Consider the following 26,066-nt stretch of genomic DNA (forward strand, 5'->3'; position numbering starts at 1 on the left):
AACTGCGAATACGCCTGGCAATGAACCCCAGTCCTGATCAAAGAAAATACCGCGGCGACGATCTTCAGGAATGAAAGACTCACGCAACAAATCTACGAAGCCCAGAGTAGAGGCGCGATCGCCTTCCAACTTCCCTACAACCGTACCAGTGTGCAGCTGGTCGCCACCGGACAGACGCAGACACTTGGCCAGTACGCGGAAGTGAATACCGTGATGCGGGTTACGGTCGATTACCGCGTGCATTGCACGGTGAATGTGCAACAACATGCCGTTCTTACGGCACCAGTTAGCCAGACCTGTGTTGGCAGTAAAACCACCAGTCAAGAAGTCGTGCATGATGATCGGCATGCCGAGCTCTTTCGCGTATTCTGCGCGCTCGTACATTTCTTCTGGAGTAGCAGCAGTTACGTTCAGGTAGTGACCTTTGGTCTCACCAGTTTCACGTTGGGCTTTATCGATAGCTTCTGCTACGAAGTCCCAACGGTCACGCCAGCGCATGAAAGGCTGAGAGTTGATGTTTTCGTCATCTTTGGTCAAGTCCAGACCGCCGCGCAAACATTCGTATACTGCACGACCGTAGTTCTTGGCAGACAGACCCAGTTTTGGCTTGATGGTACAACCCAACATTGGACGGCCGTACTTGTTCAGACGGTCACGCTCCAACTGGATACCGGCAGGAGGACCACCACAGGTCTTGATGAACGCGATTGGGAAGCGAATATCTTCCAGACGCAAAGAACGCAGGGCTTTAAAGCCGAACACGTTACCAACCAGAGAGGTCAGTACGTTTACGATAGAACCTTCTTCGAACAAATCCAGAGGATAAGCGATGAAAGTGTAGAAAGCATCTTTATCACCAGGAACATCTTCGATACGATATGCGCGGCCTTTGTAGAATTCCAAGTCAGTCAACAGCTCGGACCATACAGTAGACCAGGTACCTGTTGAAGACTCAGCAGCTACCGCAGCAGCAACTTCCTCTTTAGGCACGCCGGGCTGACCTACAACTTTAAAGCACGCCAACAGGTCAGTATCCAGAGGAACGTAATCCGGAGCCCAGTACAGGTCGCGGTACTCTTTTACGCCAGCATCATATTTGGCCATTTTCATCTCCTAAATGTGTTAATCAAAGTTATTGCTAACATCTCTGGAGCGAAGATTAAGCTGACATGACGCTTGCGACTAATCGATAGAAAATATGTAACACATAGACTATTCGCTATAAAACAAATACCTCCCCTATTTTTATTACTATATATATGGACTCATCACCAATAACGGTCAAATCACAACCGCATCACCAAGCCAGTTAGCGCTTATCTATACACATCATAGAAACAATCGATATTAATTCACTGATCTGATTATCCAGTTTTCAGCTTGCTAACCGAGAGAAGAAACCTAAAAACAATGACATACCCTGCCATCAACCAGACAGTGGGCATTAAATTTGTGAGGGTATTGCTTAAAAGTCAGGCAAACATTAACTTGACCACACCAACTAATTGGCGAGTACTTCAAAAACCTTGTCAAAGTAAAAGGGTTTGAATAGACAACCTGACACATCGTGGGCCTTAAATGGATCGTCATCGTTCACCTGATACTTTGAGGTATCGACAAAGATAACGATTGGGGATTGATCACAAATATTTTCCTGCAGACAACGAACGAGCGAATCGACTACCGTTCCGCCTTGATCGATGAATCTGATTTTTTTATTCTCTGCGTGCCCAAACATTTCATTGCCATGCGCGGTAAACAACTGCACGCACCAGCCGGAGTCAATCATTTCACGCTTGAGCTGATCTATCTCTGAGAATTTTTCCTTTTCAACCAGCAAGACACCGTGTGCAAGTGTCGTTTGCAACAATTGCCTTAATTCAACCGTACTCGGCTTACCTCGCTTGATCATCGCCGGGCCCATGCCGGTTACTTCCTCGGCCAATTGTTCAACCCTATAGCCTGACATCAACATCACACTGGACGTCGTATTTTCAGTAATATTTTTTTTCAGTTCGACGCCATTCATGCCTGGCATCTTCACATCACTCAACACCCAGTCATAATGCTTTAATTTCATTTTTTCCAATGCTTCTTCGGCATTGTATGCCACATCCGCACTGTAAGAATCTTCCAGCACCAACATTAAGCCATCGGCCAGATCAACATTGTCATCCACGATCAAAATGCTTTTGTTCATGCTGCCTCTCCTGCGACTGTCATTTTCTTTTCTGGAATCCAAAGGGCGACTGTGACCCCTACATTTTTTTCTGTTCTTATTCTCACGTCGCCACCATGCTGATCCATAATCCGTTTCACTGTCGGCATACCCAGTCCGACACCAAAATTTTTGGTACTGAACAATGGTTCAAATATTTTAGCGACCGCAACTTCATCAATACCAACGCCAGTATCGGAGACACTGATCTCAAATCCATGACCATCTCTACGGGTTTGCACCTCAAGACAGTGATCGCCCGAATCCTTGTCCTGCATCGCCTGAATTGCATTTTCCAGCAAATGAATCACCGCCCGCTGTAATCGCTGACTATCGATATTCGCAGTCTTTCCAGACAAGCCATACTCTGTGACGATGCGAATATTGACCGGAAACGTTTGGCTCGCCAATATTGAGGCAAGCCAATGATCTAAATCCACTTCCTGACAATTCAACTCGTCAGATGCTATAAATTCCAATAACTCATCAATGATATAATCACATCGTGAGATGTTTCTGTCCAGCCGCTCAATAGCCATAGCTATTTTCTCATCAGAAACTTCCCGCTTTTCCAACACATGCAGGGCGGGTCGCATCGCTGCCAGTGGATTGCGCAATTCATGACTGACCATCGCCGTCAATTTACCCAGGGTTGCCAGTCGCTCGTGGTCGATCAAAGCCAAATACGCCTGCTCCAGTTCCTTGGTTCGCTCTTCAACCAAGCCCTCCAGATCTTTTCGGTGACGCTCGAGTTCTTGCTCAACCTTTTTGCGCTCCGTAATATCCAATACCGTACCAATCATCCGCACCGGGACACCATCAGTATCCCAGTACACTTTACCCTGTTCATGCACTATTCGCTCTGACCCGTCCCGTCTGACAACACGATGCTCAATGCTATACTCCACATCACGATCTTTTATCGACGCATTCACGGAGTCAATTACCAAATTTCTATCATCGGGATGCACACACGCAAGAAACGCTTCGTAGGTCGCGGCAAATTCCTTGGGCTGTAAACCGAATATCCGGTAGATTTCATCCGACCAGGATAGATCGTTCGTTTCCATATCCCAATCCCAACTTCCGATATGAGCAATTTCCTGAGCCTTACTAAAGGTTTGTTCACTGCGCTGCAGGGCTTCCATCGCCCGCTTCTGCTCACTAATATCTGTCATTGAAATCAGAATACCGTGCGACACTGCAGATACATCATGAAGCAACACCGCCGACGCCAACACATAAATGGATTTCCCTTGCTCTTTTGTTAGCTTTAACTCCTGACGCCAGCGTTGATTGTCGTTAATCCGCGCCAATACAGCATTAAATTCCTTCTGGTTCTGGAACAGAAATTCACCAACACTTAGCCCTAACATCTCATCCAGTTCACCAAACATGGCCACCATTGCATGATTTGCATAGGTGATGCTGCCCGACAAATCACAAATGGCAATCGCATTGCTTGACTCCGATATTGCGGCTTCACGAACCATGATCTGGGTATCTTTGTATTTTCGCAATTCGATATCGAGAAATACGCCGATCACACCTGCCATCTCACCTGACTGGTTGAAATAAGGGTAGTGTTGGCTTTCATACCACACCTTCCCCCCTCCAACCTCAACCATGCGTTCGCTGCGAACCACCCCAGCAGACTCAAGCGCGCGCTTTTCCTCTGCGACATATGTTTCAACCACGCTTCCTGGATCAATATTTTCCGCTAATTGATGAATAATCTGATCTCGCGTTTTTCCCATGAGATTCGCGAAATTCTGATTACAAAAACAATATTTTCCATGCAGATCTTTCACATAAATTTTCTGTGGCAATCCATCAACAATCGCCTTGTGGGCAGCCTCTTGCCGACGCACTGTATCATTCCATTTTTCAGATTCACTAAGCCTTGCTTTTTTTTCCGACTCATCTGCAACCTGTGAATAGGTCCGATACATATCCAAAGATAATCCAACAAGCACGAAGACATAGCTGATAAATTTGATCAAGTGCGCCAGATCAAATGACATGTCATACAGGTTTCTGGACAGGCTCATGTATTCAATTTGCGCAATAACATTGAGCACTACGGCCACCAGTATCCAGTGATGCAGCGATGACATCCGCCATTTACCACTGATAAACATCATCACGGCGGCAACCACAAACAGAACCCCCGGGATTAACTCCAGTGGCCGCGAAAAATAGTCGTGATTAATGCTCGCATCATTCAACGGCACGATGCCGAACAACACAATACAGGCAAGCGTCAGGACAACCACTGACACATACACCTTATTGCTTTGATATTTTTCGGTTTTTTTCTCGTTAATCAGCCAATAGGCTGCATAGACAAACAACGCAGCCAACATCGTTCGGGAAGCCAGCCAACTCCAGGTAACAATAGCTTCCACCCGGGATGGCGTCATGTCCATTGCCCAGCTTGACGCCACCACCGCATGGTATCCATCAAGCAAGCCTGCCGCAAAAAAGCCGCAGCCCACCAACAGAAAAAATGCCTGATGTCTTGTGTGGTACAACATCAAAGACACACCACCAACCACCATGGCCACCACCATAGCCATGGATTCCAAAACAACATGCGGCTGCGAATCACTTTGCCAATCAGATGTATGCGTACTCAACCCAACAGCCGCAAAAAACACCGGGACAGACCATGCGATACGTTTGTCGCCCAAAAAATCCATTTATTCTTTCACCTGCTAAAATAGCCTGCCTTGCCTAAATGCTGACGCAGACTTTTACTAAATTCGGCAAGTACGTTAGCGAACAATGAAATCCAATTTTTGGGAATCATTACTGGGCTTTTACATAAAATTTACAGAGTTACCGCCATAGAGACGCGTCAATTGAGCTCCCTCGACAGTTTTGGGATGTTTTGCAGTAAATGCTGCTATTTTTAGAATCAACACAAATGATGTTAGAGCGTAGAAAAACATGTGGCCGACGAGGTCATCGTCAGCCACATGTTTTACAGGGATAAAGCAATCTGCGTCGAGATTGTTATCTGAAGGTGTCGTCGAGAATAATGGTCTCAGTCCGCTCTGGGCCTGTGGACACAATGGCGATTGGTGTTGCCATCAATTCTTCGATGCGCTTGAGGTAATTGCGTGCATTTAGCGGCAGATCCTCAAAACGTTTCACGCCGAAGGTAGTGTCTGTCCAGCCCGGCATGGTTTCATAGATTGGCTCGCACAGGGTGTACGCATCCGCACCCACCGGTGGGGTCAGAGTGGAAGCGCCATCGTGCTTGTAACCCACACAGATGTTAATGCTGTCCAAACCGTCCAGTACGTCGAGCTTGGTGATACACAGACCGCTGATGCTGTTCACCTGGATGGAGCGACGCAGTGATACCGCATCAAACCAGCCACAGCGACGTGGACGACCGGTGGTCGAACCAAACTCATGGCCTTTTTTCGCCAGATGCGCGCCCACGTCATCTTCCAATTCAGTGGGGAAGGGACCGGCGCCCACGCGGGTTGTGTAGGCCTTGGTGATGCCCAGCACGTAATCAAAGTACAACGGACCCACGCCACTGCCCACCGCCGCGCCACCTGCGGTGGTGTTGGAGGAAGTCACGAACGGATAGGTACCGTGGTCCACGTCCAGCAACGCGCCCTGCGCGCCTTCAAACAACACGACTTCGCCGTTGCGCTTGTACTGGTCCAGCAGCTCTGGAATGTCGGCAACCATTGGCGCAATTTCTTCGCCCAATGCCAACGCCTGTTCCAATGTTTCCTGGAAGTCGACGGGATCTTCCTTGAAATAATGCTGCAACACGAAGTTGTGATAGTCCAGAATTTCGCCCAGTTTCGCGGCAAAACGTTCGCGGTGGAACAGGTCGGCAACCCGTACTGCACGGCGTGCCACTTTATCTTCATACGCTGGACCGATACCACGACCGGTGGTACCGATGGCATTGCTGCCACGGGCACGTTCACGCGCCAAATCCAAGCGCACGTGGCATGGCAAAATCAACGGACAGGCGGCGCTGATTTTCAGTCTTTCGCGAGCAGGTACACCGTTGGCTTCCAGCATGCGAATTTCTTTTAGCAGCGCCTCTGGCGACAACACCACACCGTTGCCGATGATGCACTGTACGTTTTCGCGCAAAATTCCGGACGGGATCAGGTGCAACACGGTTTTCTTGTTGCCCACCACCAGCGTATGCCCGGCGTTATGCCCCCCTTGGAAGCGCGCCACAGCGCTAACGCTTTCGGTCAGCAGGTCGACAATTTTGCCTTTACCTTCGTCGCCCCATTGGGAGCCTATTACCACAATATTTTTTTTCATGAAAAATCTCTAAACGCCTTGAACTGTCCACGCACCGCCAGTGTTCACCAGAACGCGATCACAACCGCAATCGGCTGGACCTCCTTCCTGACCTGGCAATTCACAAATTACCCGTTCGCCTTGGGCGCGCAGATCATGAATCATCTTGCGCAGCTGGGCATCTTCCGCCACCGGGGCAAAAATCCCCCCCGCTGGCTTGGTCTGTCCGCCGTTTAACGCCAACAGACCACGTAAATCCAAACTAAATCCGGTTGCAGGACGGGCGCGACCAAACACAGCACCCACCGCATCATAACGACCACCCTGTGCCACCGACTGACCATATCCCTTGGCGTAGGCGGCAAACACCACACCGGTGTGGTAACTGTAACCACGCAACTCCGCCAGATCGATATGAATATTCATCTCGCTGTAACGGTGACGTAGCGCCTTTACGATTTGTTCCAAATCGCTCAGTGCCTCTTGCACCGCAGGCACCGCACCCGCCAGTGCCTGACGCGCTTGCGCCAGTACTTCGTCGCTGCCATTGAGGTCCACCAAACTGGCCAGCATCGCCGCCACCTTGGCATCTTTAACCTCAGCAAGCAGCTCTTTCATTTCCGGCTTGGCCTTGCGCTGCAGCGCATCAAACAGCAATTCTTCCTGTCTGGCAGTCAATTCTGCCTGTTTGGTCAAGGCTTTGAACACGCCAACATGGCCCAAATCCAGATAAGGCTGACGCTGTCCGGCAATACGCAGCGACTCAATCATCAAACGCAAAATTTCCAGGTCACTTTCGTAACCACGGTGGCCATACAGTTCCGCACCCACCTGGATCGGGCTGCGGTTGCCACCCAATTCGCGCGCCCGGGTCAGCAATACCGGCCCCCAATAGCACAACCGTGCAGGGCCCTTGCGATTCAGCCGGTGCGCATCAATGCGCGCCACCTGCGGAGTGATGTCGGAGCGCACGCCCAGCATGCGGCCGCTCACCTGGTCCACCAAACGGAATGTGTGGCTTTCCAAATCACCGCCTATGCCGACGGTCAGCGATTCCAAATGTTCGATCAGTGGCGTAACCACCAACTCGTAGCCCCAGCCACGGTACAGGCCAAACAGGGCACTGCGTATTTCCTCGACCCGGTGTGCCTCATCCGGCAACAACTCTTCAATTCCCTCTGGCAACAGCCAGCGATCACTTACGGACATCAGAGATAACTCTTTGTTTCATTTCAAAAAATAAAGCATTCCCGCACCTGCGAGCATGCACACAAAACCGATGGTGCGTAAACTGCGGTCATCCGCCTGCGCCATTCGCGCCAACGCCTCCCGGGTCGCAGCTGGACTCAGGAACGGCATTATACCCTCAATTACTAAAATTAGGGCTGTTGCAATCAGCAACTCATCCCACATTTTCGCACCCACACAAAAGCGGACGGCACTTGAAGAAGTGCCGTCCGTCTATCAACCACAATCCCGCCGGTTTATCTGCCGCTGGCCTTGTTAAAGTACTTAAAGAATTCCGCGTCCGGCTGAACCACCATCACGTCGGTTTTCTGACTAAACGACGCACGGTAGGCGTCCAGGCTGCGGTAAAACGCGTAAAACTCTGGATCCTTGTTGTGCGCCATGGCAAAGATCTTGGTCGCTTTGGCATCACCCTGACCGCGAATCTGTTCCGCATCACGATAGGCTTCAGCCACGATGATCTCACGCTGCCTGTCAGAATCCGCACGAATACGCTCAGATTCCTCGGCACCGCGTGAGCGGAAGTCCTTGGCTACCTGGGCACGCTCTGCTTCCATCCGACGGTAAACCGATTCACTCACGCCCTTGGGCAGGTCAATACGCTTGATGCGCACGTCGACGATTTCGATACCGAAATCTTTCACCTGACGATTGCCGTTGATCTGAATGTTATTCATGATCTGGCCACGCTCACCGGAAACCGCTTCCTGAATGGTGCGCTTACCGACTTCGTTACGCAAACCGTCCTTGATGATCTGCTCGATACGGGTACCCGCACGGCGCTCGTCACCACCCATGGTTTTGTAGAAAGCCGACGCATTCACAATTCGCCATTTCACAAACGAATCGACGTTGACGTTTTTCTTCTCGCTGGTCAGATATTCTTCCGGGGCAGAATCCAGCGTCAAAATACGCGAGTCAAACTTGCGCACGTTGTTGACAATGGGCAGCTTGAAGTGCAGACCGGGTTCAAATTCTGTCTGCACGATTTCACCCAAACGGAACATGATGGCCTTTTCACGCTCGTCCACAGTAAACATGGAAAACGAGGCGATTACACCAACCACGACCAGTATAGTACCGAGTATACGAATACTTGCTCCCATGATTAGCGTCCTGTTCTGCTACGTAAATTATCGCGAGCACCCTGTTCAGGCTGCGGTGCTGGTGGGTTGGCACTGACCGGCGGTGATGGCATCACCTGAATCGGTTGGCCTGACGCAGACATGATTTTGTCCAACGGCAGGTACAACATGCTGTTGCCACCTTTAACATCCACCATGACCTTGCTGGTGGACTGCATCACTGACTGCATTGTATCGATATACAGACGCTGACGAGTCACCTGCGGTGCGCGCTTGTACTCTGCCACCAACTGATCGAAGCGGGACGCCTCACCTTCAGCCTGAGCCACAATACGTTCTTTGTATGCATTGGCTTCTTCCAATTGGCGAGCAGCGTTACCGCGCGCTTTTGGAATGATATCGCTGGAGTACGCTTTTGCTTCGTTGATCAAGCGTTGTTGATCCTCGCGCGCCTTGATGGCATCTTCAAATGCATCACGCACCTCTTCAGGCGGCTGGGCACTTTGCAAGTTCACGCTGGTTACCAGCAAACCTGTCTGATAGCGATCCAGAATTTGCTGCAAACCCGTTTCGACGCGATCAGCGATATCGCTTTGACCTTCGGTCAATACGAAATCCATTTTGGCTTTACCAATCACTTCGCGAACCGCGCTCTCGGTTGCATGACGCAATGTTTCGTCTGCATCACGTACATTGAACAGGTAATTCTTGGCATCCCCAACTTGGTACTGAACCGCAAACTTGATGTCGACGATGTTTTCATCCTGAGTCAGCATCAAAGCTTCCTGAGGAATAGTCACCAGACGATGTGAGCCGCTATTTTCACGGAAACCGATTTCAACCGTGCGGTTTTGCTCAACGTCGACCACTTCAACGCGTTCAAACGGGAACGGCAAATGCCAGTGTGGTCCAGGCATCGTGGTATCCGAATACGCACCGAAACGCGTCACAACACCACGCTCCGCAGAATCCACGATGTACACGCCGGACAGCGCCCAGACCACCAGTACCACGCCAATGATCAGCGTAAACAGGCTGGACATGCCACCACCGGATGAATTGGAACCACCCGAAGAGCCGCCACCTTTTTTACCACCAAACATGCCAGACAGTTTGTCTTGGAAATTTTTTATCACGGCATCCAGATCCGGGGGACCTTGATCCTTACCAGGACCACCGCCACCACCCCAGGGGTCCTTCTTACCCGATCCGCCAGGTTCATTCCAGGCCATAGCAACTCCGTTTCTTTGAGTTTTCTTAAGGAACTAATGCCGAATTGTAGGGGGGTTACCCCTCACCCGCAAGCGCCGTACCCGCATTAGGCGGATATTTTTCATTCACTTGCGCATCGGCGGGAAGAATTCTTTCAAGCGTTTGCGGCTGAGCTTTGACCTCCAGCACGCAGCGCCCTTGTTCATCTAGCTGTTCAGATATGACCAGGTTTTGTTCGTAAAGTGCAGCACGTACCTTACCTGCTTGATGCGGCAACGTCACCCAACAATGACGAATGCCCGGAGCAAAATATTCCTTGAGCGCATCGACCAATACATCCAGCCCCTGCGCCTTGGCCGCCGACAACCACACCCGACTAGGCTTACCATCCTCGTTGTAATCAATATGCGGTTTGGCGTTTTCAATCAAATCGATTTTGTTATAAACCTGTATCTGCGGAACCTCGTCAGCGCCTATGTCCCGCAATACTTCGTTGACCTGCTTGATCCTCTCCAGGTGCTCCGGATCAGCCGCATCGATAACATGCAGCAACAAATCAGCTTCGCGGGTTTCCTCCAGGGTAGAACGAAACGCCGCCACCAGATCGTGTGGCAACTTGCGCACGAACCCCACCGTGTCCGCCAACACCGCCGGCCCTGCATCAGCCAGATCCAGCCGGCGCAAGGTCGGGTCCAGCGTGGCAAACAGCTGGTCTGCCGCGTACACCTGCGAACCCGTCACCGCGTTGAACAGGGTAGATTTGCCCGCATTGGTGTAGCCCACCAGTGAAACGGTGGGCATCTCGGCGCGAGTACGTGCTCGCCTACCCTGATCCCGCTGTCGCTGCACTTTTTCCAGGCGCTTGTTGATCTGCTTAATGCGCGCGCCCAACAAACGACGATCCGTTTCCAGCTGAGTTTCACCCGGACCACGCAGACCGATACCACCTTTTTGTCGCTCAAGATGCGTCCAGCCACGCACCAGTCGCGTCGACAAATGCTGCAACTGAGCCAGCTCAACCTGCAATTTACCCTCAAACGAGCGTGCTCGCTGGGCAAAAATATCCAGAATCAAGCCGGTGCGATCCAACACCCGACACTGAAACAAACGCTCCAAATTTCGTTCCTGCGCCGGAGACAGTGAGTGGTCAAAAATCACCACTTCCGCCGCCAGTGTTTTCACCAGCTCGGCAATTTCTTCAGCCTTGCCTTTGCCAATAAAAAACTTGGGGTCTGGACCAGCACGCGTGCCAGTCACCACTTGCAACGGCTGCGCGCCCGCAGAGATGGCGAGCTGTTCGAATTCCGAAACGTCGCCTTCTTCGTCAAATGAGGTAATCGTGAGATGAACTAGAATGGCCTTTTCACCGGCCTGGGGGCGCTCAAACAAGAGCCACCCCCGACCAGACAAGCCCGTTAATCGGCAGAATCAGATGAAGAATCCTCGGTACCGGTCAGGCGAATATTACGCGCAGGAACGACGGTGGAAATGGCGTGTTTGTACACCATCTGGCTGACCGTGTTTTTCAGCAGCACCACAAACTGATCGAATGAATCGACCTGGCCCTGGAGCTTGATTCCGTTCACCAGATAGATGGAAACAGGAATCTTCTCTTTTCTAAGCATATTCAGAAAAGGGTCTTGCAAACTCTGCCCTTTTGACATTCACGTTCTCCTTATTTTTGTGTATTCAAAGGCGACATGCGCCTTCCCAAACGTAGAATACCGCTGGAAACTCCGGTTGGCTGGGGGCACTCCCCCCAAAAAACACCGAAGCCCCAATTTGCCATCCTGGCCAAAACGAGCACCATGCTCTCGACGTCATCTTAGCAACATTCAATATCCGGCGAAAGCAAATTCCGAAGCCCCATTAGCGCGACTGATTACAGGCTGGACTAACCTTCAACAACAACTGATCCAGCAGATTTGCCGCCATCATATCCAGACATTCCAGGTCCTTTTCGCCCCGCAACCAGGTCAACTGCCGCTTGGCCAGACGCCGCGTGGCGACAATGCCATCCATGCGCATTTGTTCGTATTCCAGCTCGCCATCCAGATACTGCCACGCCTGGCGATAACCCACGCTGCGCATCGACGGCAAGTCCGGCGACATTCCCGGCAACTCACGCAAGCGCCGAACTTCATCCACCAGCCCATCGGCCAACATTTGATCAAATCGAATACCAATTCGCTCATGCAAAATTGCGCGATCTTCCGGCACCAGCGCCAGATTGATCACTTCATATGGCAGGCTCTGCTCCTGCTGCTCACGCCACAGCTCACTCATTGGCCGACCGGTCAGCTCAAACACCTCCAGCGCACGCACAATCCGCTGCGGGTCATTGGGATGAATGCGCTGCCCCGATTCGGGATCAACCTGGCACAGACGCTGATGCAGCACCGCCAAGCCCTGCTCGGCCAACACGGCCTCCAGCCGGGCGCGCACCGCCTCGTCTGCGGTAGGCAATGGCGACAAGCCTTCAGCCAGCGCCTTGAAGTACAACATGGTCCCACCCACCAACAACGGCGTTTTGCCTTGCGCCAAAATATCTTCAATCTCACGCAGCGCATCGGCGCGAAACTGCGCGGCAGAATACGCCTCGGTGGGCTCTACCATATTAATCAAGCGGTGCGGCGCCTTGGCCAGCAAGCCAGCGTCCGGTTTGGACGTGCCCACATCCATCCCCCGATAGACCAGCGCAGAATCAACACTGATGATTTCCATGGGCAGGCGCTGAACCAGCTCAACAGCCGCAGCGGTTTTGCCCGAAGCGGTAGGGCCTTTGAGAAAAACAATGCGGGGACGGTCAGACATGATGGGCACGATAAGCAAAAGAGGTAAATTCTAGCAAATCTGCCGCAACCGATACATTCCTAAACATCTGACCTGATGAAGCTGGTGAGCCAGGCTCACCAGCAAAATGACTCACGGAAAAACCTTGTATTCCTCAATCAAAGTCAAACAACTCACCTAGAAAGCCACTCCTTTTCTTTTTCCTGTAGCCATGACCAGAGTGCCTGTCATCATCATAATCCCTATGCTCTTGATGCTGCTTTTCGTGTGACTTGGCGTGCGGCACTGCCCGACTCTCTGCCACTTCCGCCACTGAAGACGCGCGCTCAATAATCTTGTCCAGCTCGCCACGATCAAGCCAAACGCCCCGGCACTGAGGACAATAGTCAATTTCTATACTTTGCCTCTCAGAGATAACCAGACTTACATTTTTGCACACAGGACATTGCATGTATTTTCCTCCACGGAGCCAATGCTATAACCCTAATCCCTGTGACATCTTTGTTTGCAGACAGTTCATTTAGACCTATATAACACCCTGACATTTCCTTCCAATGATCCCTCCCACAGGCTCTAGTTTCACCATAATGGTTCCGATATACTGCCGATGCATATGCCCATGACACGATCAAAACTGCGCAACTATTTGCTGAGCTTCGCCCTGCTGGCCTTTCTTGCCATGCAATGGGGAAACCTGCACGCGCACGCCAATCATCACGACAATGACCATCAATTAAGCGCCCACACTCACTTTTCGCTTGGCCACCACGCGGATGCCATTGATAGCGCACAGCCCGCGCACGACCATAGCGTGGTCGATCTGGAAAAAGATGCGTTCCTGCCTAAAGGGAAAAAACACGCTGAACAAAACTTAGCAGCTTACCTCCCCGGCACACTGACACTTGCGCTGCACAACCTGAAACAGCGCATTGACCTCCCGTCGCCAACCGTTTCGTACAATCAACTTAAACATCCTCCCCAACAAAGTCGCGCCCCTCCCTCCATCGTTTAACCGACCCAGACTGGCATCAGGTCAGTCGCTTTTTACGTTAAACAAAACCGAGGTTTTTTTATGACACGTATTTCTCAGCAGTCGCGTTGGGTGCTGGCTGTGCTGTTGCTGCTCATCTCCAGCCAATTATTTGGCCACGGCATGTCAGAAGCAGAAAAGCAGTCCATCGTGGACGGTGGTAATTGGCGTTATCTGTGGATAGGCGCTACTCATATGCTTTCTGGCTATGACCACCTGTTATTTGTGTTTGGCATTATTTTCTTTTTGACCCGTTTTAGCGAAATCGTTAAGTACATCACTGCGTTTACCGTGGGACACAGCATCACCCTGATATTCGCAACTTTTAATGGTGTACAGATCAATTATTTCCTGATTGACGCGATTATCGCGTTAAGCGTCTGCTACATCGCCTTTGCTAACCTGGATGGATTTAAAAAACACCTGGATATCCAGCCACCCAATTTATTGGCGACGATATTTCTGTTGGGATTGATCCACGGCCTGGGGTTATCTACCCGCCTGCAGCAATTGCCTTTGAGCGAAGATCAGTTGTTGATGAACATTATTTCTTTCAACGTCGGTATTGAGCTTGGCCAGATCATTGCACTGACCGTGATGTTGCTGTTGCTCGCTGGCTGGCGAAAAACCCGGGGCTTTATCAAGTTCAGCAAGATCGCCAACATCACCCTGATTTTTGCCGGCCTCTACCTGTTCCTTGGACAAATGCACGGCTATTCACATCAGACCAACCCGGATGAATTTGGCTTTAGCAGCGACAACCACTACCACGACCATGCGCGCATGGAACAAGAACGTGCAACCACATTGCAACGCGAAACCACCCACGACAGCATCGACTAACCGGAGGAAACTTTATGAAATATCTATTCGCAGCATTACTTTCACTGTTCATCGCCAGCGGCACAGCCATCGCGGGCGGCAATCATTCACACGATGGCGGTCACAGCCATGATCATGCACATGGCCCCATCGATGGTGATAAAGCAATTGCAAAAGCCGAAAAGAAATTACTCAATCTGATAGAAAAGAACAAAATCGATGCCTCATGGCGCGACATCAAAGCCAGCAAGGTAGAACAAAAAACATTCACCAAGGGACCGGAGTGGGTAGTGAGTTTTGTGAATCCACGCGCCACCGAAGCCGACAAACAAACGCTGTACATTTTCTACAGCCTGGATGGACACTACATTGCGGCCAACTTCACCGGCCAATAAAACTCAAGGGCGCCAATGGCGCCCTTTTTTCTTCCCATAAAACTTGAATAGTTCAACCACTAGCCCAACACCTATCATTTTAGCCTTCTGCGTCGAACTGAAATCAGGCCATGGAACGCGTCGTTCGCCCGCCTCCCCACCAGTCGCAAAAATCGAATTCAAACCTTCCTGATCTGGCAAGTATATTGCTCCCACATCCAAAGATTGAAGTCACCAACTAATGTTGTATTTAATTTACAACTTTCCGTTGCAAATCCAGCCGTAAAAGATATATTCTCAATACAACAAAATGCCACGTCGGGGGATGATGGCAGGTTGCCCTGTTCTGCAGGGAGGCGATTCAGACAAATCCTTTTCATCTAAAGGGGGAGAATTCACCATGCTTTATGGCACAGCAACACTTCGAAATGTCACTACCTCGCTACTGCTCTCGCTTGTTCCTGTGCTGGGATGGGCGGCGCAACATGAGTTCGAAATGTCCATTGATGAGGTCACCATTGATGTAGCACCTGGCTTCACCAACAAAGTATTTGCCTTCAACGGCCAGGTGCCAGGTCCACTGATCCGAGTCAAAGAAGGTGATGACGTCACCGTCCATGTCACCAACAACACCGGCCTGCCTCATACCATCCATTGGCACGGCATCAACCAGATCAACAGTTGGCACATGGATGGCGTGGCTGCCATCAACCAGAAAGATGCCATTCGGCCCGGCGAATCCTTCACCTACAAGTTCAATGCAGACCGTCCCGGCAGCCTCTGGTATCACTGCCATGTCAACGTCTGGGAGCACGTGGCTATACGCGGCATGTGGGGGCCAATCGTGGTCGATCCCAAGGAGCCTAGCGATCTCGAGAAGAAAGTCACCAAAGATGCCATTCTGATGATGAGCACTTGGCAATCAACCTATGCCGCAAGCTTCGGCAAGGGCGGCCTGCCACAGGATGTATCTGACTACTTCTCGGTCAACGGCAAATCCTTCCCCTATTCTCAACCGATTCGCGTCAAAAAAGGTGATGTATTGAGAATGCGCCTCTACGGCGCGGGCGACGAAACCCACCAGATGCACATGCATGGTCACGACATGCTTGTGACGCACAAGGATGGCTATGCACTACCAGCCCCCTACTACGTCGATACCGTTCCGGTTGGTCCTGGCGAACGCTATGACGTTATCGTCGAGATGAAAAATCCTGGCTACTTCATCATGCATGACCACGTCGACCGGCACATGAGCAACAACGGTGCATCCCTCGGCGGACCTGTCACCATTTTCGAGTATGCGGAAGCGACAATGGATGACTGGTACGTCTGGAAGGGCATCAACTACGATCCTAACTATTTCTACAGTGATTCTCTGACCAAAGGTTATGGTCTCTTCAACAGCCCTCCCTTCATGGGCAAGCCGGTTGCGCAGGAAAAAAGAAGGAGGAAAGAATAACAATGAAACGCATCTTCATGACTACCCTGCTCGCCTTTTCAGGCAGCGTCTTTGCCGGTGGAGCAGATATGCTGCAGAAAGAATGCAGCAACTGTCACAATCTCACTGGCCCAGCGGCGCAGACATTGAAAGAGGCGTTCGCCAAAAAAGGGCCTGACCTTTTCTACGCTGGCAACAAGTACCGCCAGGAGTGGCTTGTTTCCTGGCTGCAGAAACCCGCAAGGATTCGTCCAGCGGGGGTCTACTTCGGCAACCACATCAAGCCCGGCGCCAAGGGAGACGAGATCGACACTGCAACACTGGTCAATCATACCGCCCTCTCCAAGGACGATGCCACCGACGTGGCTTCCGAGCTGATGAAGCTCAAATCCCACAATGATCTGATCGCCAAAGAGAAGATCGAACCGGTCAGCGTCGCCAAAAAAATGGGGGAGATCGCCTTCGACAAAGCCCTAGGTTGCATGGCCTGTCATCAGATCGAACCGGAATACGGCGGCGTTTCCGGGCCAGAGGTTTACACCGCCTCGACGCGACTGCAGCCAGAGTTCATCGCCAGTTACATTAGAAATCCGCAGGCATGGGAGCCAAAGTCATGGATGCCCAACAAGCAGCTGACCGATGCCAACATCAACAAGATGGTGCGCTACATGGAATTGTTGAGTGAGGAGTTCGCCAATGCCAACTAAGTACTGGTTGCTCGTTCTACTGGCAACGCTCCCACTTCAAGCCCAGGCCAAAGAGAGCGCAGAAGATAATTACAAAGCCTACTGCGTCCAGTGTCATGGTTCGCAAGGCAACGGTAACGGTGTGAATGCCCGCGACATGTCAGTCATACCCCGCGATCACACCGATGCCAAATCGATGTCGGCCCGTTCCGACGAAACCCTGTTCAAAGTCATCAAGGAAGGAGGCGGCGCCATTGAAAAATCGGTCCTGATGCCGCCCTGGGGCGACACCTTGAGCGACGAAGAAATCACGGATCTGGTTCAGTACCTGCGCACCCTGTGCAAGTGCAAATTCGGATCCTGATAGCAACAGCAGTAAAAAACTACACCATTGATTGACAAAAGCTGTTTGTACTAACCAAAGAGAGGGAAACCACATGCATACATTCAAGAAGGCAGCCGTTGCTGCCATGACCGTTGCCGCGCTCTTTTCCGCAGGGCTGGCATCCGCCAAGACTGTCAAAATCACCATGATTGCCAAGGAAGTTGAACTGGCCGTCAACAACAAGGGCGATGTCACCATGGCCGCTTGGACTTTCGATGGATCCATCCCTGGAAAGCCTGTGCGCGTTGAGGAAGGCGACATCGTTGACTTCACGCTGATCAATCCAGCCGAGAATAAAAACTCCCACGCCATGGATTTTCACGCGGCCCAGGTCGACGTACTGACCGAATTCGCTGAAGTTAAACCTGGCCAGAGCAAGTCCTTTAAGTTCGAAGCCAAGGTTCCCGGCGTATTCATGTACCACTGCGGCGCAGGCCCGATGGTGCAGCACATCGCCAAGGGTATGTACGGCATGATCATCGTCGAGCCCAAGGACAAGACCAACTATCCCAAGGCCGACCGTGAATACGTGCTGATTCAGCAGCAATACTTCCCCAACACCGAAAAGATCGAACCACTGCTGGAAAACGTGGGCTGGACCGGTTCGCTCATCAACGGCAAGATGTTCCACTACGACCCTGTGCATGAGCCCAACGCCACCCAGGTGCTGGAAGCCAAGCCAGGCGAGCGCGTCCGTATTTTCTTCGGTAACGCCAACATCAACAACCCCGTTGCACTGCACCCGATCGCCGGTATTTGGGATCGCGTCTACATCAACGGCAATCCGAAGAACACTCTCTACGGCATCCAGACTTACAGCGTAGCTGTCGCCGAGAGCAGCACCTTCGATATCGTTTCACCAGCTGACCGCGCCACCAACGTCGCTATCGTCGACCATGCCATGGGCGCAGCTCTGCGTGGTGCAATCACTGTTCTGATGAACAAGCCAGATGCCGATCCGAAAAAAGGCCGCGGTGATCTGATCCTGATCCAGTAACATTGAAGCACCGAGGGGAGGAACCATGCCTCCCCTCTTTTTTCCACCATCTTTGCAGGCGTCACAATGACAAAGCGCGGAGTAACAGCCGTTGTGCTGCTATCGAGCATCACCCTTGCAACCTATCTGCTCCTGCCCTACATCACCGGGACGGGATACAGCGGCAATACTGCAGCAACAACGCTGCCTGCCAACAACACCAGCAAAGCAGAAAAAATTTTCATCTGCCCGATGCATCCCGAGATCATGCAGGACCACCCGGGTACCTGTCCGATCTGCGGAATGGATCTGGTGGAATCTGACCAGCATACTTCTCACGATCACGACTACGGCATCCATGTCGACAGCGCTTCGCTACAGAAGCTCGGTGTACGCCTCACCGCCGTGCAAAAATCAATCATCAGCGACAATATCCGAAGTTTCGGCAATGTCACTGTCGATGAAGGGACAATTCACAATGTCCACACCAAATACGAAGGAACGATCAAGAAGCTCCACATCCACTCGGTGGGTGAAGAAGTCAAACAGGGGCAAGTACTCTACGAAATATATTCCCCTGATCTGATCATGCGCCAGAAAGAGTTTCTACGTTTCCTCGAACGACGCAACCAGATTCTGCAAACCGTTGGCGATGTGCGATTGAAAGAAAACGAATATGTGATGGCACTGTTGATAGAACTGTCGCGAGAACGGAGTCGCTTCCTCTATGAGGGAATCGATATCGAAACCGTCAAGCTGATCGAGAGCAGTCAAATGCCTATCGAGATCGTCAAGATCGTCGCGGATCAGTCCGGCACCATCACCCAGATCAACGCTCGCGATGGCAGTTTTATCATGCCCTCCGACACACTTTTTTCACTGGCCAGCACCCGCAAGGTGTGGGTCGATATCACCCTCTATCCCGATCAGGCCGCACGCATCAAACAGGGCGACGCCGTCACCATCACTGACAGCCATGGCCATCGTACCAAGACGAAAATCAGTTTCATCAACCCCATCGCCAGCGACAATAAGGTGATTGCCAGAGCCTCGCTCGACAACAGCAAACTACGCCCCGGCAGTTTTGTCGATGTCGACATCCATGCCGAACCGCACGAGGCGCTGATACTGCCTCGCTCCGCCGTGCTGCGCGGCGGTGATGGTGATCGCGTCATGCTCACCCTGGGTAAAGGCCATTTCGTTCCTGTCTATGTCGACACCGGCATTGAGACCAGCGAAATCATTGAAATCACCGATGGTGTGCTCGAAGGGGCCAAGGTCGCGGTCAACGGCCAGTTCCTGCTCGATGCTGCCGCCTCCATCAGCGCGGCGGCAGAGCGCATGACCGCTGGTTCGCATGACAAGCACTGATAATGGAAAATAATCAGCCTCTGATAAACCGAATTATCGACTGGTCGCTGCGCAATCGCCTGCTGGTGCTGCTGCTAGCCGCATTGCTAATGGTTTGGGGCTGGCGCTCTGCCTCCACCATCACCATTGATGCCATCCCCGATCTCTCCGACACCCAGGTGATCGTCAAGAGCATGTATCCCGGGCAATCGCCTGACATCGTCGAGGATCAGGTCACCTATCCGCTCACCACCGCACTGCTTTCCATTCCCAACTCCACCGCCGTGCGCGGCTTTTCAATGTATGGTGAATCCTATCTCTACATCATCTTCAACGATGGCACGGATCCCTATTGGGCGCGCTCACGGGTACAGGAGTATCTCAACCAGAGTCTGTCGCGCCTGCCATCGGGCGTAACACCGCAACTCGGTCCCGATGCCTCCGGTGTTGGCTGGATCTTCCAGTACGCGCTGGTCGATCGTGAAAACCTTTACGATCAGGATCAACTGCGCACGGTGCAAGACTACTACCTCAAGTATGAGCTGCAGAGCCTGCCCGGCGTCGCAGAAGTAGCCACCATTGGCGGCATGGCACGGCAATTCCAGATCGAGGTCGACCCCAACCGCCTCGCCGCCTATGGCATAACAACAGAACAGATTGCGCAGGCCGTGCGCGACAACAACTCCGCCAGCGGCGGTGCCTTGATCGAGATGGGACGCGCCGAATTCATGGTGCGCAGTAAAAACTATCTGAAATCGATCGCCGACATCGAGAATATCCCTGTGGCCAGCGACAAGAATGGCGTACCGCTGTTGCTACGTGATGTCGCCCGTGTCAGCACGGGGCCCGAAGCGCGCCGCGGCGTTTCCGATCTCGATGGCGAGGGCGACGCTCCCGGCGGCATCGTCGTCATGCGCTATGGTGCCAATGCTCTGGACACCATCGACGGCGTCAAACAACGGCTCGCCGACCTCAAGAGCGGACTGCCGCAAGGGGTCGAATTGGTCGTCACCTACGACCGCTCCGGCCTCATCAACGAAGCTGTCAACACACTACAGCGCAAACTCATCGAAGAGTCGATCGCGGTAGCACTGGTCTGCCTCGTCTTTCTCCTTCATCTGCGCTCATCACTGGTGGTCATCATCTCCCTCGCTGCCGGCATCCTCACCGCCTTCGTCATCATGAAGCAGCAGGGAGTAACGGCCAACATCATGTCCCTGGGCGGCATCGCCATCGCCATCGGTGCCATGGTTGACGCTGCCATCGTCATGATCGAAAACATGCACAAACATCTCGAACGCCAAGGCAGCAATGCCAACCCCTGGCTAGCCGCCCGCGACAGCGCGCGCGAAGTTGGACCGGCCCTGTTTTTCTCCCTGATGGTCATCACTCTTTCATTCCTTCCGGTCTTCACGCTCACCGGACAGGAGGGCAAACTTTTTTCACCGCTCGCCTTCACCAAAACCTACGCTATGGCCGCCGCCGCGCTGCTGGCCATCACCCTGACACCGGTGCTGATGGGGTATCTGGTACGAGGCAAAATCAAAACGGAAAACAGCAATCCGCTCAATCGCCTGTTGCAGGCGCTCTATCAACCCGTGCTCAACCTCGGTTTCAGATTCAAGGGCCGCGTCATTCTTATCACGGCGCTATTGCTGCTTGCCACACTCTGGCCCGCCAGCAAACTTGGCAGCGAATTCATGCCGCCACTCTACGAGGGCGATCTGCTCTACATGCCCACCACCTTACCCGGAATCTCCATCGACGAAGCAGCCAACATTCTGCAAATCACCGATCGTCTCATCCGCCAGATGCCGGAGGTCGAACGCGTCTACGGCAAAGCGGGCCGCGCCGAAACTGCACTCGATCCTGCACCGCTATCGATGATCGAAACCGTCATCAAACTTAAACCCCGCAGTGAATGGCCCGAAGGCGAAACCATTGAAGATTTCATCAAAAAACTCGACCGCGAAGTAAAGCTGCCCGGCCTTACCAACTCTTGGGGCTATCCGATCCGCACCCGCATCGACATGCTCTCCACCGGCATCCGCACTCCGCTCGGGCTCAAAATCAGCGGCCCCGATACCAAGGGTATCGCCATGCTGGCACAGCAGACCGAGAGCGTACTGAAAGATCTGGCGGGAACACGCAGCATCTTCGCCGAGCGTCTCGAAGGTGGTCACTATCTCGATATCGAAATCAACAGACGGGCCGCTGCACGTTATGGCATCAGCATCGCCGATATCGAACGACTGATCGAAACCGCCAGCGGCGGCAAGGTCGTTTCAACAATGGTCGCCGGGCGCGAACGCTACCCCATCGTCCTGCGCTACATGCGCTCCTATCGCGATTCCGTCAGTGCGCTGTCGCAAAGCCGCATTACGTTACCCAATGGCGAATCAATTCCACTGGGCAATCTCGCCAACTTCTCGCTCCACGATGGACCGACCGAGATCAAGAGTGAAAATGGCAGACTGGTTGGCTACGTCTACATCAACATCGAAGGGCGCGATCTCGGTAGTTACGTCGCCGAGGCGAAGAAAAAAATCGCCGCCGAAATCAAACCGGAACCAGGCTACGCGATCACCTGGGCCGGACAATATCAAAACATGCAACACGCCCGAGAGCGGCTGACGTGGATCATTCCCATCACCCTGTTGCTGGTGGTCGCACTACTGTTTCTCCACTTCCGCCACATGGGCAAAGTCGCACTGGTGTTGCTCTGCCTCCCCTTCTCACTCAGCGGCGGCATCTGGCTCATTTACCTGCTCGGCTATCTGATTTCCGTCGCCGTCGCCGTCGGCTTCATCGCCCTCGCAGGCGTCGCCACCGAGTTTGGCGTGGTGATGCTGCTCTATCTCGATCGAATGATTGAAACATACCGCGACAGCGGCAAGCTGACGAATACAGCGATGCTGAAAGAGGCGATTATCCAGGGCGCCGTCATGCGTCTGCGCCCCAAACTCATGACCGTTGCCGTCATCATTGCCGGCTTGCTACCGGTGATGTTTGGCGACGAGATCGGCACAGATGTCATGAAACGCATCGCCGCACCGCTCATCGGCGGCATGGTGACTGCGCCGTTATTGTCGCTGATCGTGATACCGGTAATTTATCTCTGGTGGCATGAACGGGGAATGAAAAAAAACGGACACTGATCAGCACACGCGGAGCTAGTCAACAAAGAAAAATCCGAGAAAGCTCCTTCGTCCAGTTCGGGACGAAGGGCTGATAATGCAATCTGCGGATCGTGATTTTCCCGCACCACCTGCGCAGGCTCGTCCTATTTGACGATGCTGATCTCGCTGATCACATATTTGCGCTTGCGCGCTTCAACCAGTTTAAAAACGATCTTCTGCCCTGGCTTCAAATCGTTGAGGCTGTCCTTGTTCTGCACATCAAGATCCATGGTCATGCCAGGCCAGTTGAGACTGGCAATCGGACCATGCGTAAGATTGATTTTGCCTGCCTTGATGTCGACCTTGTTCACGGTCCCCTCACCCTGATGCGCCTGAACAGCAGCACTGCCATCAGTGTGCATGTGTGCATGATCGTGGCTATTCATCCCTTCCGCATAGACGGGAGCAACGGTCAACGATAGAAGTATCAACGGGGCAACAAGCAAGCGATTACGCATTATCATTTTTATCCTCTTAGCTATGCAGGTATCGAAGGTTATCCAGTGACAAACACTACAGAAACAAGCCACTCTGATTGAGACTATACCCCATAAAATGCATCCCATGCACACCTTAAAACAGATTGCGTTAAGAGAATTTAGTGCTGTTTTCATACAGCGCGACCCGCAAGGCCCGACAGGCAAACACTGTACATTTTCTACAGCCTGGATGGACACTACATTGCGGCCAACTTCACCGGCCAATAAAACTCAAGGGCGCCAATGGCGCCCTTTTTACTTAGACACGATTCGATTGTTTGGTGAGTTCAAAGACTGTCCCAGTTCCACAAAAAAATTGGAACTTACATATCCGCTATACGTCTAACTGGGGAGCGGGGAACAACTCCCCTGTTGATTATCCTCATTCAATATAAACACATTGACAAGACTTGGCCAAGTAGATATATAGATCGCATCTATGCAACGACTACGCTACCACATACACAACTACTCTTTCGCATGGGCTTGTTTTTTAGCTCTTGCGCTTGTTTTTGCGTTGGGTATGAATTTGCACATCCATGTTCATTCCGATCATTTATATAGTAGCAACGTCGATCAGCATACATTTCAAACTGACCATCATGATGTTCACCTAGGTAACACCCATGATGCCGAGCATGCTTCCAACCAGCATCATAACGACATTGATACCAAGGCTATTGATATATCCCCGGAAGGCCTCTATAAAAACATTTCGATAACACCGCTTGCTATCGCACTGATTTCTACGATTATTCTACTGCTATCACCTTCTGTTCAAGCTCGGCCAATACGGCGCCACAGAAATGATCTGCCTCCTGTTCAAGGAGGTCACAACACTCTCCCCCAACTAAGAGCACCGCCTCTTAAAGCCACAATTTAGTTTATTATTCCTCGGCATTTTTAGATGCTAGGAGATTGTTATTTAATACAACAGTGGAGTTGTATTGTGGCTACGCTAAATCAATTACAAAAAACCGCAAAGCGCTTCAGCTTATTGTGGATAGGCTATCTGGCACTTGCATTGATATCCATTCAAAGCGCTAATTTGCATTTTGATATCTATGATCATCACCATCACTCAAGTGAGCTGGAGACATTAGAACACCAACACCCTAGCGTAACTCACGTGTGCACCAGCACATGTGATTCTGGTCATGCCCATGACTCCACTACAGAAGTAAACCTCACACCCGAGGGAGTGCTTAAAAATAACTCTCTCAGCTCGCTTACTGTAGCGCTAATGATTTGGACGATTATCCCCCTAATTCATCGGCGAGCTATCATTTTCTCAAACCGCCGCAACAACGATCTTTTATCAACACTCTGGCGTAGCACCCTGCGCCCTCCTCTACGCGCGCCACCACTCTAAATAGCGTTTCGACTTTTACGAGACTTGTGGTGCTTGGTTCTTTGAAACCAAGTGCTGTATCGGCTTACGTCCGAGCCTGTTTTCGTAGCTCTTTTGCATTGCTGCAAAAGGCATGAAAGCACCATCGACACTCGAGACGGATAACGTGCCACGCACAAGCCTTGTTCATTACCAAGCACCTCCTAAATTGGTGGGTACTTTAAGAGATAAATAACACAGAGGAATAGCAATGCGACATTGGTTTTATCTGCTATTGGCGTTATTAACACCTTCTTTTGTCAATGCCGCGGACACTGAAGTAGCAGCACCTATCACCCTTAAAGAGGTGATTGTTAATGTGCTCGAAAAAAATCCGCAGCTTGGCATTCACGATTTTGAGTCTCGCGCAGCGGCAGCACGCATTCGTCAGGCTCAACAACAAACACCTTATGAAGCAAGAGTGAGTATTGAGAATATTGCAGGCTCCAGTAACTACAGCGGTGTTGATCAACTGGAGACCACATTTAGTCTCGTAAAAATCCTAGAGCCAGGAAATGCACTCTCCTCTCGCGCTGAGCTGACGACATCAGAGGCTACGCTGCTACGCAATGAACAGGACAGCAAGCGTTTGGATCTTCTGGCTGCTGCAACTGAACAGTTCATACATGTTGTCATTGATCAACATCGTTTGCGTATCGCACAAGAGCAATTGGAATTGAGCAAGCACACTCATACGGTTGTCACTGAGAGAGTTAATGCAGGTAAAAGCCATTCAGCTGAAGCTCGGCGCACCGCCATTGCAGTGGCCAGGGCGGATATTGAACTGGAACATGCTGAACATGAACTGGCCGTATCACGCCTCAAGTTATCAGCGAGTTGGGGAGAAACCTCGCCAACATTTGGCAGTGCGGAAGCACAGCTTTTCCTACTGCCTCCAGTGAAACCTTTTGAGCAACTTAAAGAACTACTGTCGCACAACCCGGAACTTATTCGACTTGCTACAGAAGAACGCGTGTCTCAGGCTCGTTTAAATCTTGCGCAAAGTAAACGTACACCTAACCTCGAATTGTCCGGCGGCATCCGCCATTTCAATGGCAGCGACAATGCCGCTTTAGTGTTTTCCGTAGGCATTCCGTTTGGTGCTCGC

23 protein-coding genes are annotated in these 26,066 nt (G+C 51.7%); 10 read left to right on the forward strand and 13 right to left on the reverse strand.

Going from position 1 to position 26,066, the window contains the following annotated elements; translation table 11 throughout:
* The 12 genes from OEW58_10875 to OEW58_10930 form a co-directional block, all read right to left on the reverse strand.
* Nucleotides 1-1,104 (reverse strand): form I ribulose bisphosphate carboxylase large subunit (locus OEW58_10875; protein ID MDH5301852.1); only part of this gene is annotated, 1,104 nt, incomplete at its 3' end.
* A gap of 397 nt (nucleotides 1,105-1,501) precedes the next feature.
* Nucleotides 1,502-2,200: a response regulator gene (locus tag OEW58_10880; GenBank protein MDH5301853.1), complete on the reverse strand. Its 699-nt coding sequence runs from the start codon at nucleotides 2,198-2,200 to the stop codon at nucleotides 1,502-1,504.
* Nucleotides 2,197-4,920: a PAS domain S-box protein gene (locus OEW58_10885; protein MDH5301854.1), complete on the reverse strand. Its 2,724-nt coding sequence runs from the start codon at nucleotides 4,918-4,920 to the stop codon at nucleotides 2,197-2,199. Before OEW58_10885 ends, OEW58_10880 begins: the two co-directional genes overlap by 4 nt.
* Before the next feature lie 316 nt (nucleotides 4,921-5,236).
* Nucleotides 5,237-6,529, reverse strand: a complete 1,293-nt coding sequence (locus OEW58_10890; GenBank protein ID MDH5301855.1) for an adenylosuccinate synthase — start codon at nucleotides 6,527-6,529, stop codon at nucleotides 5,237-5,239.
* Nucleotides 6,530-6,538: 9 nt separating this feature from the next.
* The gene (locus OEW58_10895) at nucleotides 6,539-7,717 is read right to left on the reverse strand and encodes an ATP phosphoribosyltransferase regulatory subunit (protein MDH5301856.1); all 1,179 of its coding nucleotides are present in this window, start codon (nucleotides 7,715-7,717) and stop codon (nucleotides 6,539-6,541) included.
* A gap of 18 nt (nucleotides 7,718-7,735) precedes the next feature.
* On the reverse strand, nucleotides 7,736-7,921 hold the full coding sequence (locus tag OEW58_10900; protein MDH5301857.1) for a DUF2065 domain-containing protein: 186 nt from the start codon (nucleotides 7,919-7,921) through the stop codon (nucleotides 7,736-7,738).
* 71 nt (nucleotides 7,922-7,992) lie between these two features.
* Nucleotides 7,993-8,862 (reverse strand): protease modulator HflC, encoded by an 870-nt coding sequence (hflC, locus tag OEW58_10905; GenBank protein ID MDH5301858.1) that lies wholly within the window; start codon nucleotides 8,860-8,862, stop codon nucleotides 7,993-7,995.
* Between the two features lie 2 nt (nucleotides 8,863-8,864).
* Nucleotides 8,865-10,073, reverse strand: coding sequence for an FtsH protease activity modulator HflK (gene hflK / locus OEW58_10910; GenBank protein ID MDH5301859.1), 1,209 nt, complete (start codon nucleotides 10,071-10,073; stop codon nucleotides 8,865-8,867).
* Between the two features lie 55 nt (nucleotides 10,074-10,128).
* Complete coding sequence (gene hflX / locus OEW58_10915; protein ID MDH5301860.1) at nucleotides 10,129-11,442, reverse strand: GTPase HflX; 1,314 nt, start codon at nucleotides 11,440-11,442, stop codon at nucleotides 10,129-10,131.
* Between the two features lie 26 nt (nucleotides 11,443-11,468).
* The gene (gene hfq, locus OEW58_10920) at nucleotides 11,469-11,717 is read right to left on the reverse strand and encodes an RNA chaperone Hfq (protein ID MDH5301861.1); all 249 of its coding nucleotides are present in this window, start codon (nucleotides 11,715-11,717) and stop codon (nucleotides 11,469-11,471) included.
* 205 nt (nucleotides 11,718-11,922) lie between these two features.
* A complete protein-coding gene (gene miaA / locus OEW58_10925) occupies nucleotides 11,923-12,867 on the reverse strand; it encodes a tRNA (adenosine(37)-N6)-dimethylallyltransferase MiaA (GenBank protein MDH5301862.1) in 945 nt (314 codons plus the stop codon).
* A 133-nt stretch (nucleotides 12,868-13,000) separates the two neighbouring features.
* The gene (locus OEW58_10930; protein ID MDH5301863.1) at nucleotides 13,001-13,297 is read right to left on the reverse strand and encodes a zf-TFIIB domain-containing protein; all 297 of its coding nucleotides are present in this window, start codon (nucleotides 13,295-13,297) and stop codon (nucleotides 13,001-13,003) included.
* Nucleotides 13,298-13,465: 168 nt separating this feature from the next.
* Here OEW58_10930 and OEW58_10935 point away from each other — a divergent pair, with 168 nt between their 5' ends.
* From OEW58_10935 to OEW58_10975, 9 genes are all read left to right on the forward strand, one after another.
* The gene (locus tag OEW58_10935) at nucleotides 13,466-13,858 is read left to right on the forward strand and encodes a hypothetical protein (GenBank protein MDH5301864.1); all 393 of its coding nucleotides are present in this window, start codon (nucleotides 13,466-13,468) and stop codon (nucleotides 13,856-13,858) included.
* Between the two features lie 60 nt (nucleotides 13,859-13,918).
* The gene (locus tag OEW58_10940; protein ID MDH5301865.1) at nucleotides 13,919-14,719 is read left to right on the forward strand and encodes a HupE/UreJ family protein; all 801 of its coding nucleotides are present in this window, start codon (nucleotides 13,919-13,921) and stop codon (nucleotides 14,717-14,719) included.
* Nucleotides 14,720-14,733: 14 nt separating this feature from the next.
* Nucleotides 14,734-15,093 (forward strand): DUF6488 family protein, encoded by a 360-nt coding sequence (locus OEW58_10945; protein ID MDH5301866.1) that lies wholly within the window; start codon nucleotides 14,734-14,736, stop codon nucleotides 15,091-15,093.
* 379 nt (nucleotides 15,094-15,472) lie between these two features.
* Nucleotides 15,473-16,534, forward strand: a complete 1,062-nt coding sequence (locus OEW58_10950) for a multicopper oxidase domain-containing protein (protein MDH5301867.1) — start codon at nucleotides 15,473-15,475, stop codon at nucleotides 16,532-16,534.
* Nucleotides 16,535-16,536: 2 nt separating this feature from the next.
* Nucleotides 16,537-17,220, forward strand: coding sequence for a cytochrome c (locus OEW58_10955; GenBank protein MDH5301868.1), 684 nt, complete (start codon nucleotides 16,537-16,539; stop codon nucleotides 17,218-17,220).
* On the forward strand, nucleotides 17,210-17,563 hold the full coding sequence (locus OEW58_10960) for a cytochrome c (GenBank protein ID MDH5301869.1): 354 nt from the start codon (nucleotides 17,210-17,212) through the stop codon (nucleotides 17,561-17,563). The genes OEW58_10955 and OEW58_10960 overlap by 11 nt, the downstream gene beginning before the upstream one ends.
* A 73-nt stretch (nucleotides 17,564-17,636) precedes the next feature.
* Nucleotides 17,637-18,581, forward strand: a complete 945-nt coding sequence (locus OEW58_10965) for a multicopper oxidase domain-containing protein (GenBank protein MDH5301870.1) — start codon at nucleotides 17,637-17,639, stop codon at nucleotides 18,579-18,581.
* Nucleotides 18,582-18,647: 66 nt separating this feature from the next.
* Entirely contained in the window at nucleotides 18,648-19,931 is a 1,284-nt protein-coding gene (locus OEW58_10970; GenBank protein MDH5301871.1) for an efflux RND transporter periplasmic adaptor subunit, read from the forward strand.
* A gap of 20 nt (nucleotides 19,932-19,951) precedes the next feature.
* The gene (locus tag OEW58_10975; protein MDH5301872.1) at nucleotides 19,952-23,068 is read left to right on the forward strand and encodes a CusA/CzcA family heavy metal efflux RND transporter; all 3,117 of its coding nucleotides are present in this window, start codon (nucleotides 19,952-19,954) and stop codon (nucleotides 23,066-23,068) included.
* 125 nt (nucleotides 23,069-23,193) lie between these two features.
* Here OEW58_10975 and OEW58_10980 read toward each other — a convergent pair whose 3' ends face one another.
* Nucleotides 23,194-23,547 (reverse strand): copper-binding protein, encoded by a 354-nt coding sequence (locus tag OEW58_10980; GenBank protein MDH5301873.1) that lies wholly within the window; start codon nucleotides 23,545-23,547, stop codon nucleotides 23,194-23,196.
* Between the two features lie 1,622 nt (nucleotides 23,548-25,169).
* On the opposite strand from OEW58_10980, the gene OEW58_10985 reads away from it, so the two are divergent.
* On the forward strand, nucleotides 25,170-26,066 hold an 897-nt coding region (locus OEW58_10985; protein ID MDH5301874.1), incomplete at its 3' end, for a TolC family protein.

The organism is Gammaproteobacteria bacterium, assembly GCA_029884425.1.
Taxonomy (GTDB): Bacteria; Pseudomonadota; Gammaproteobacteria; order S012-40; family S012-40; genus JAOUHV01.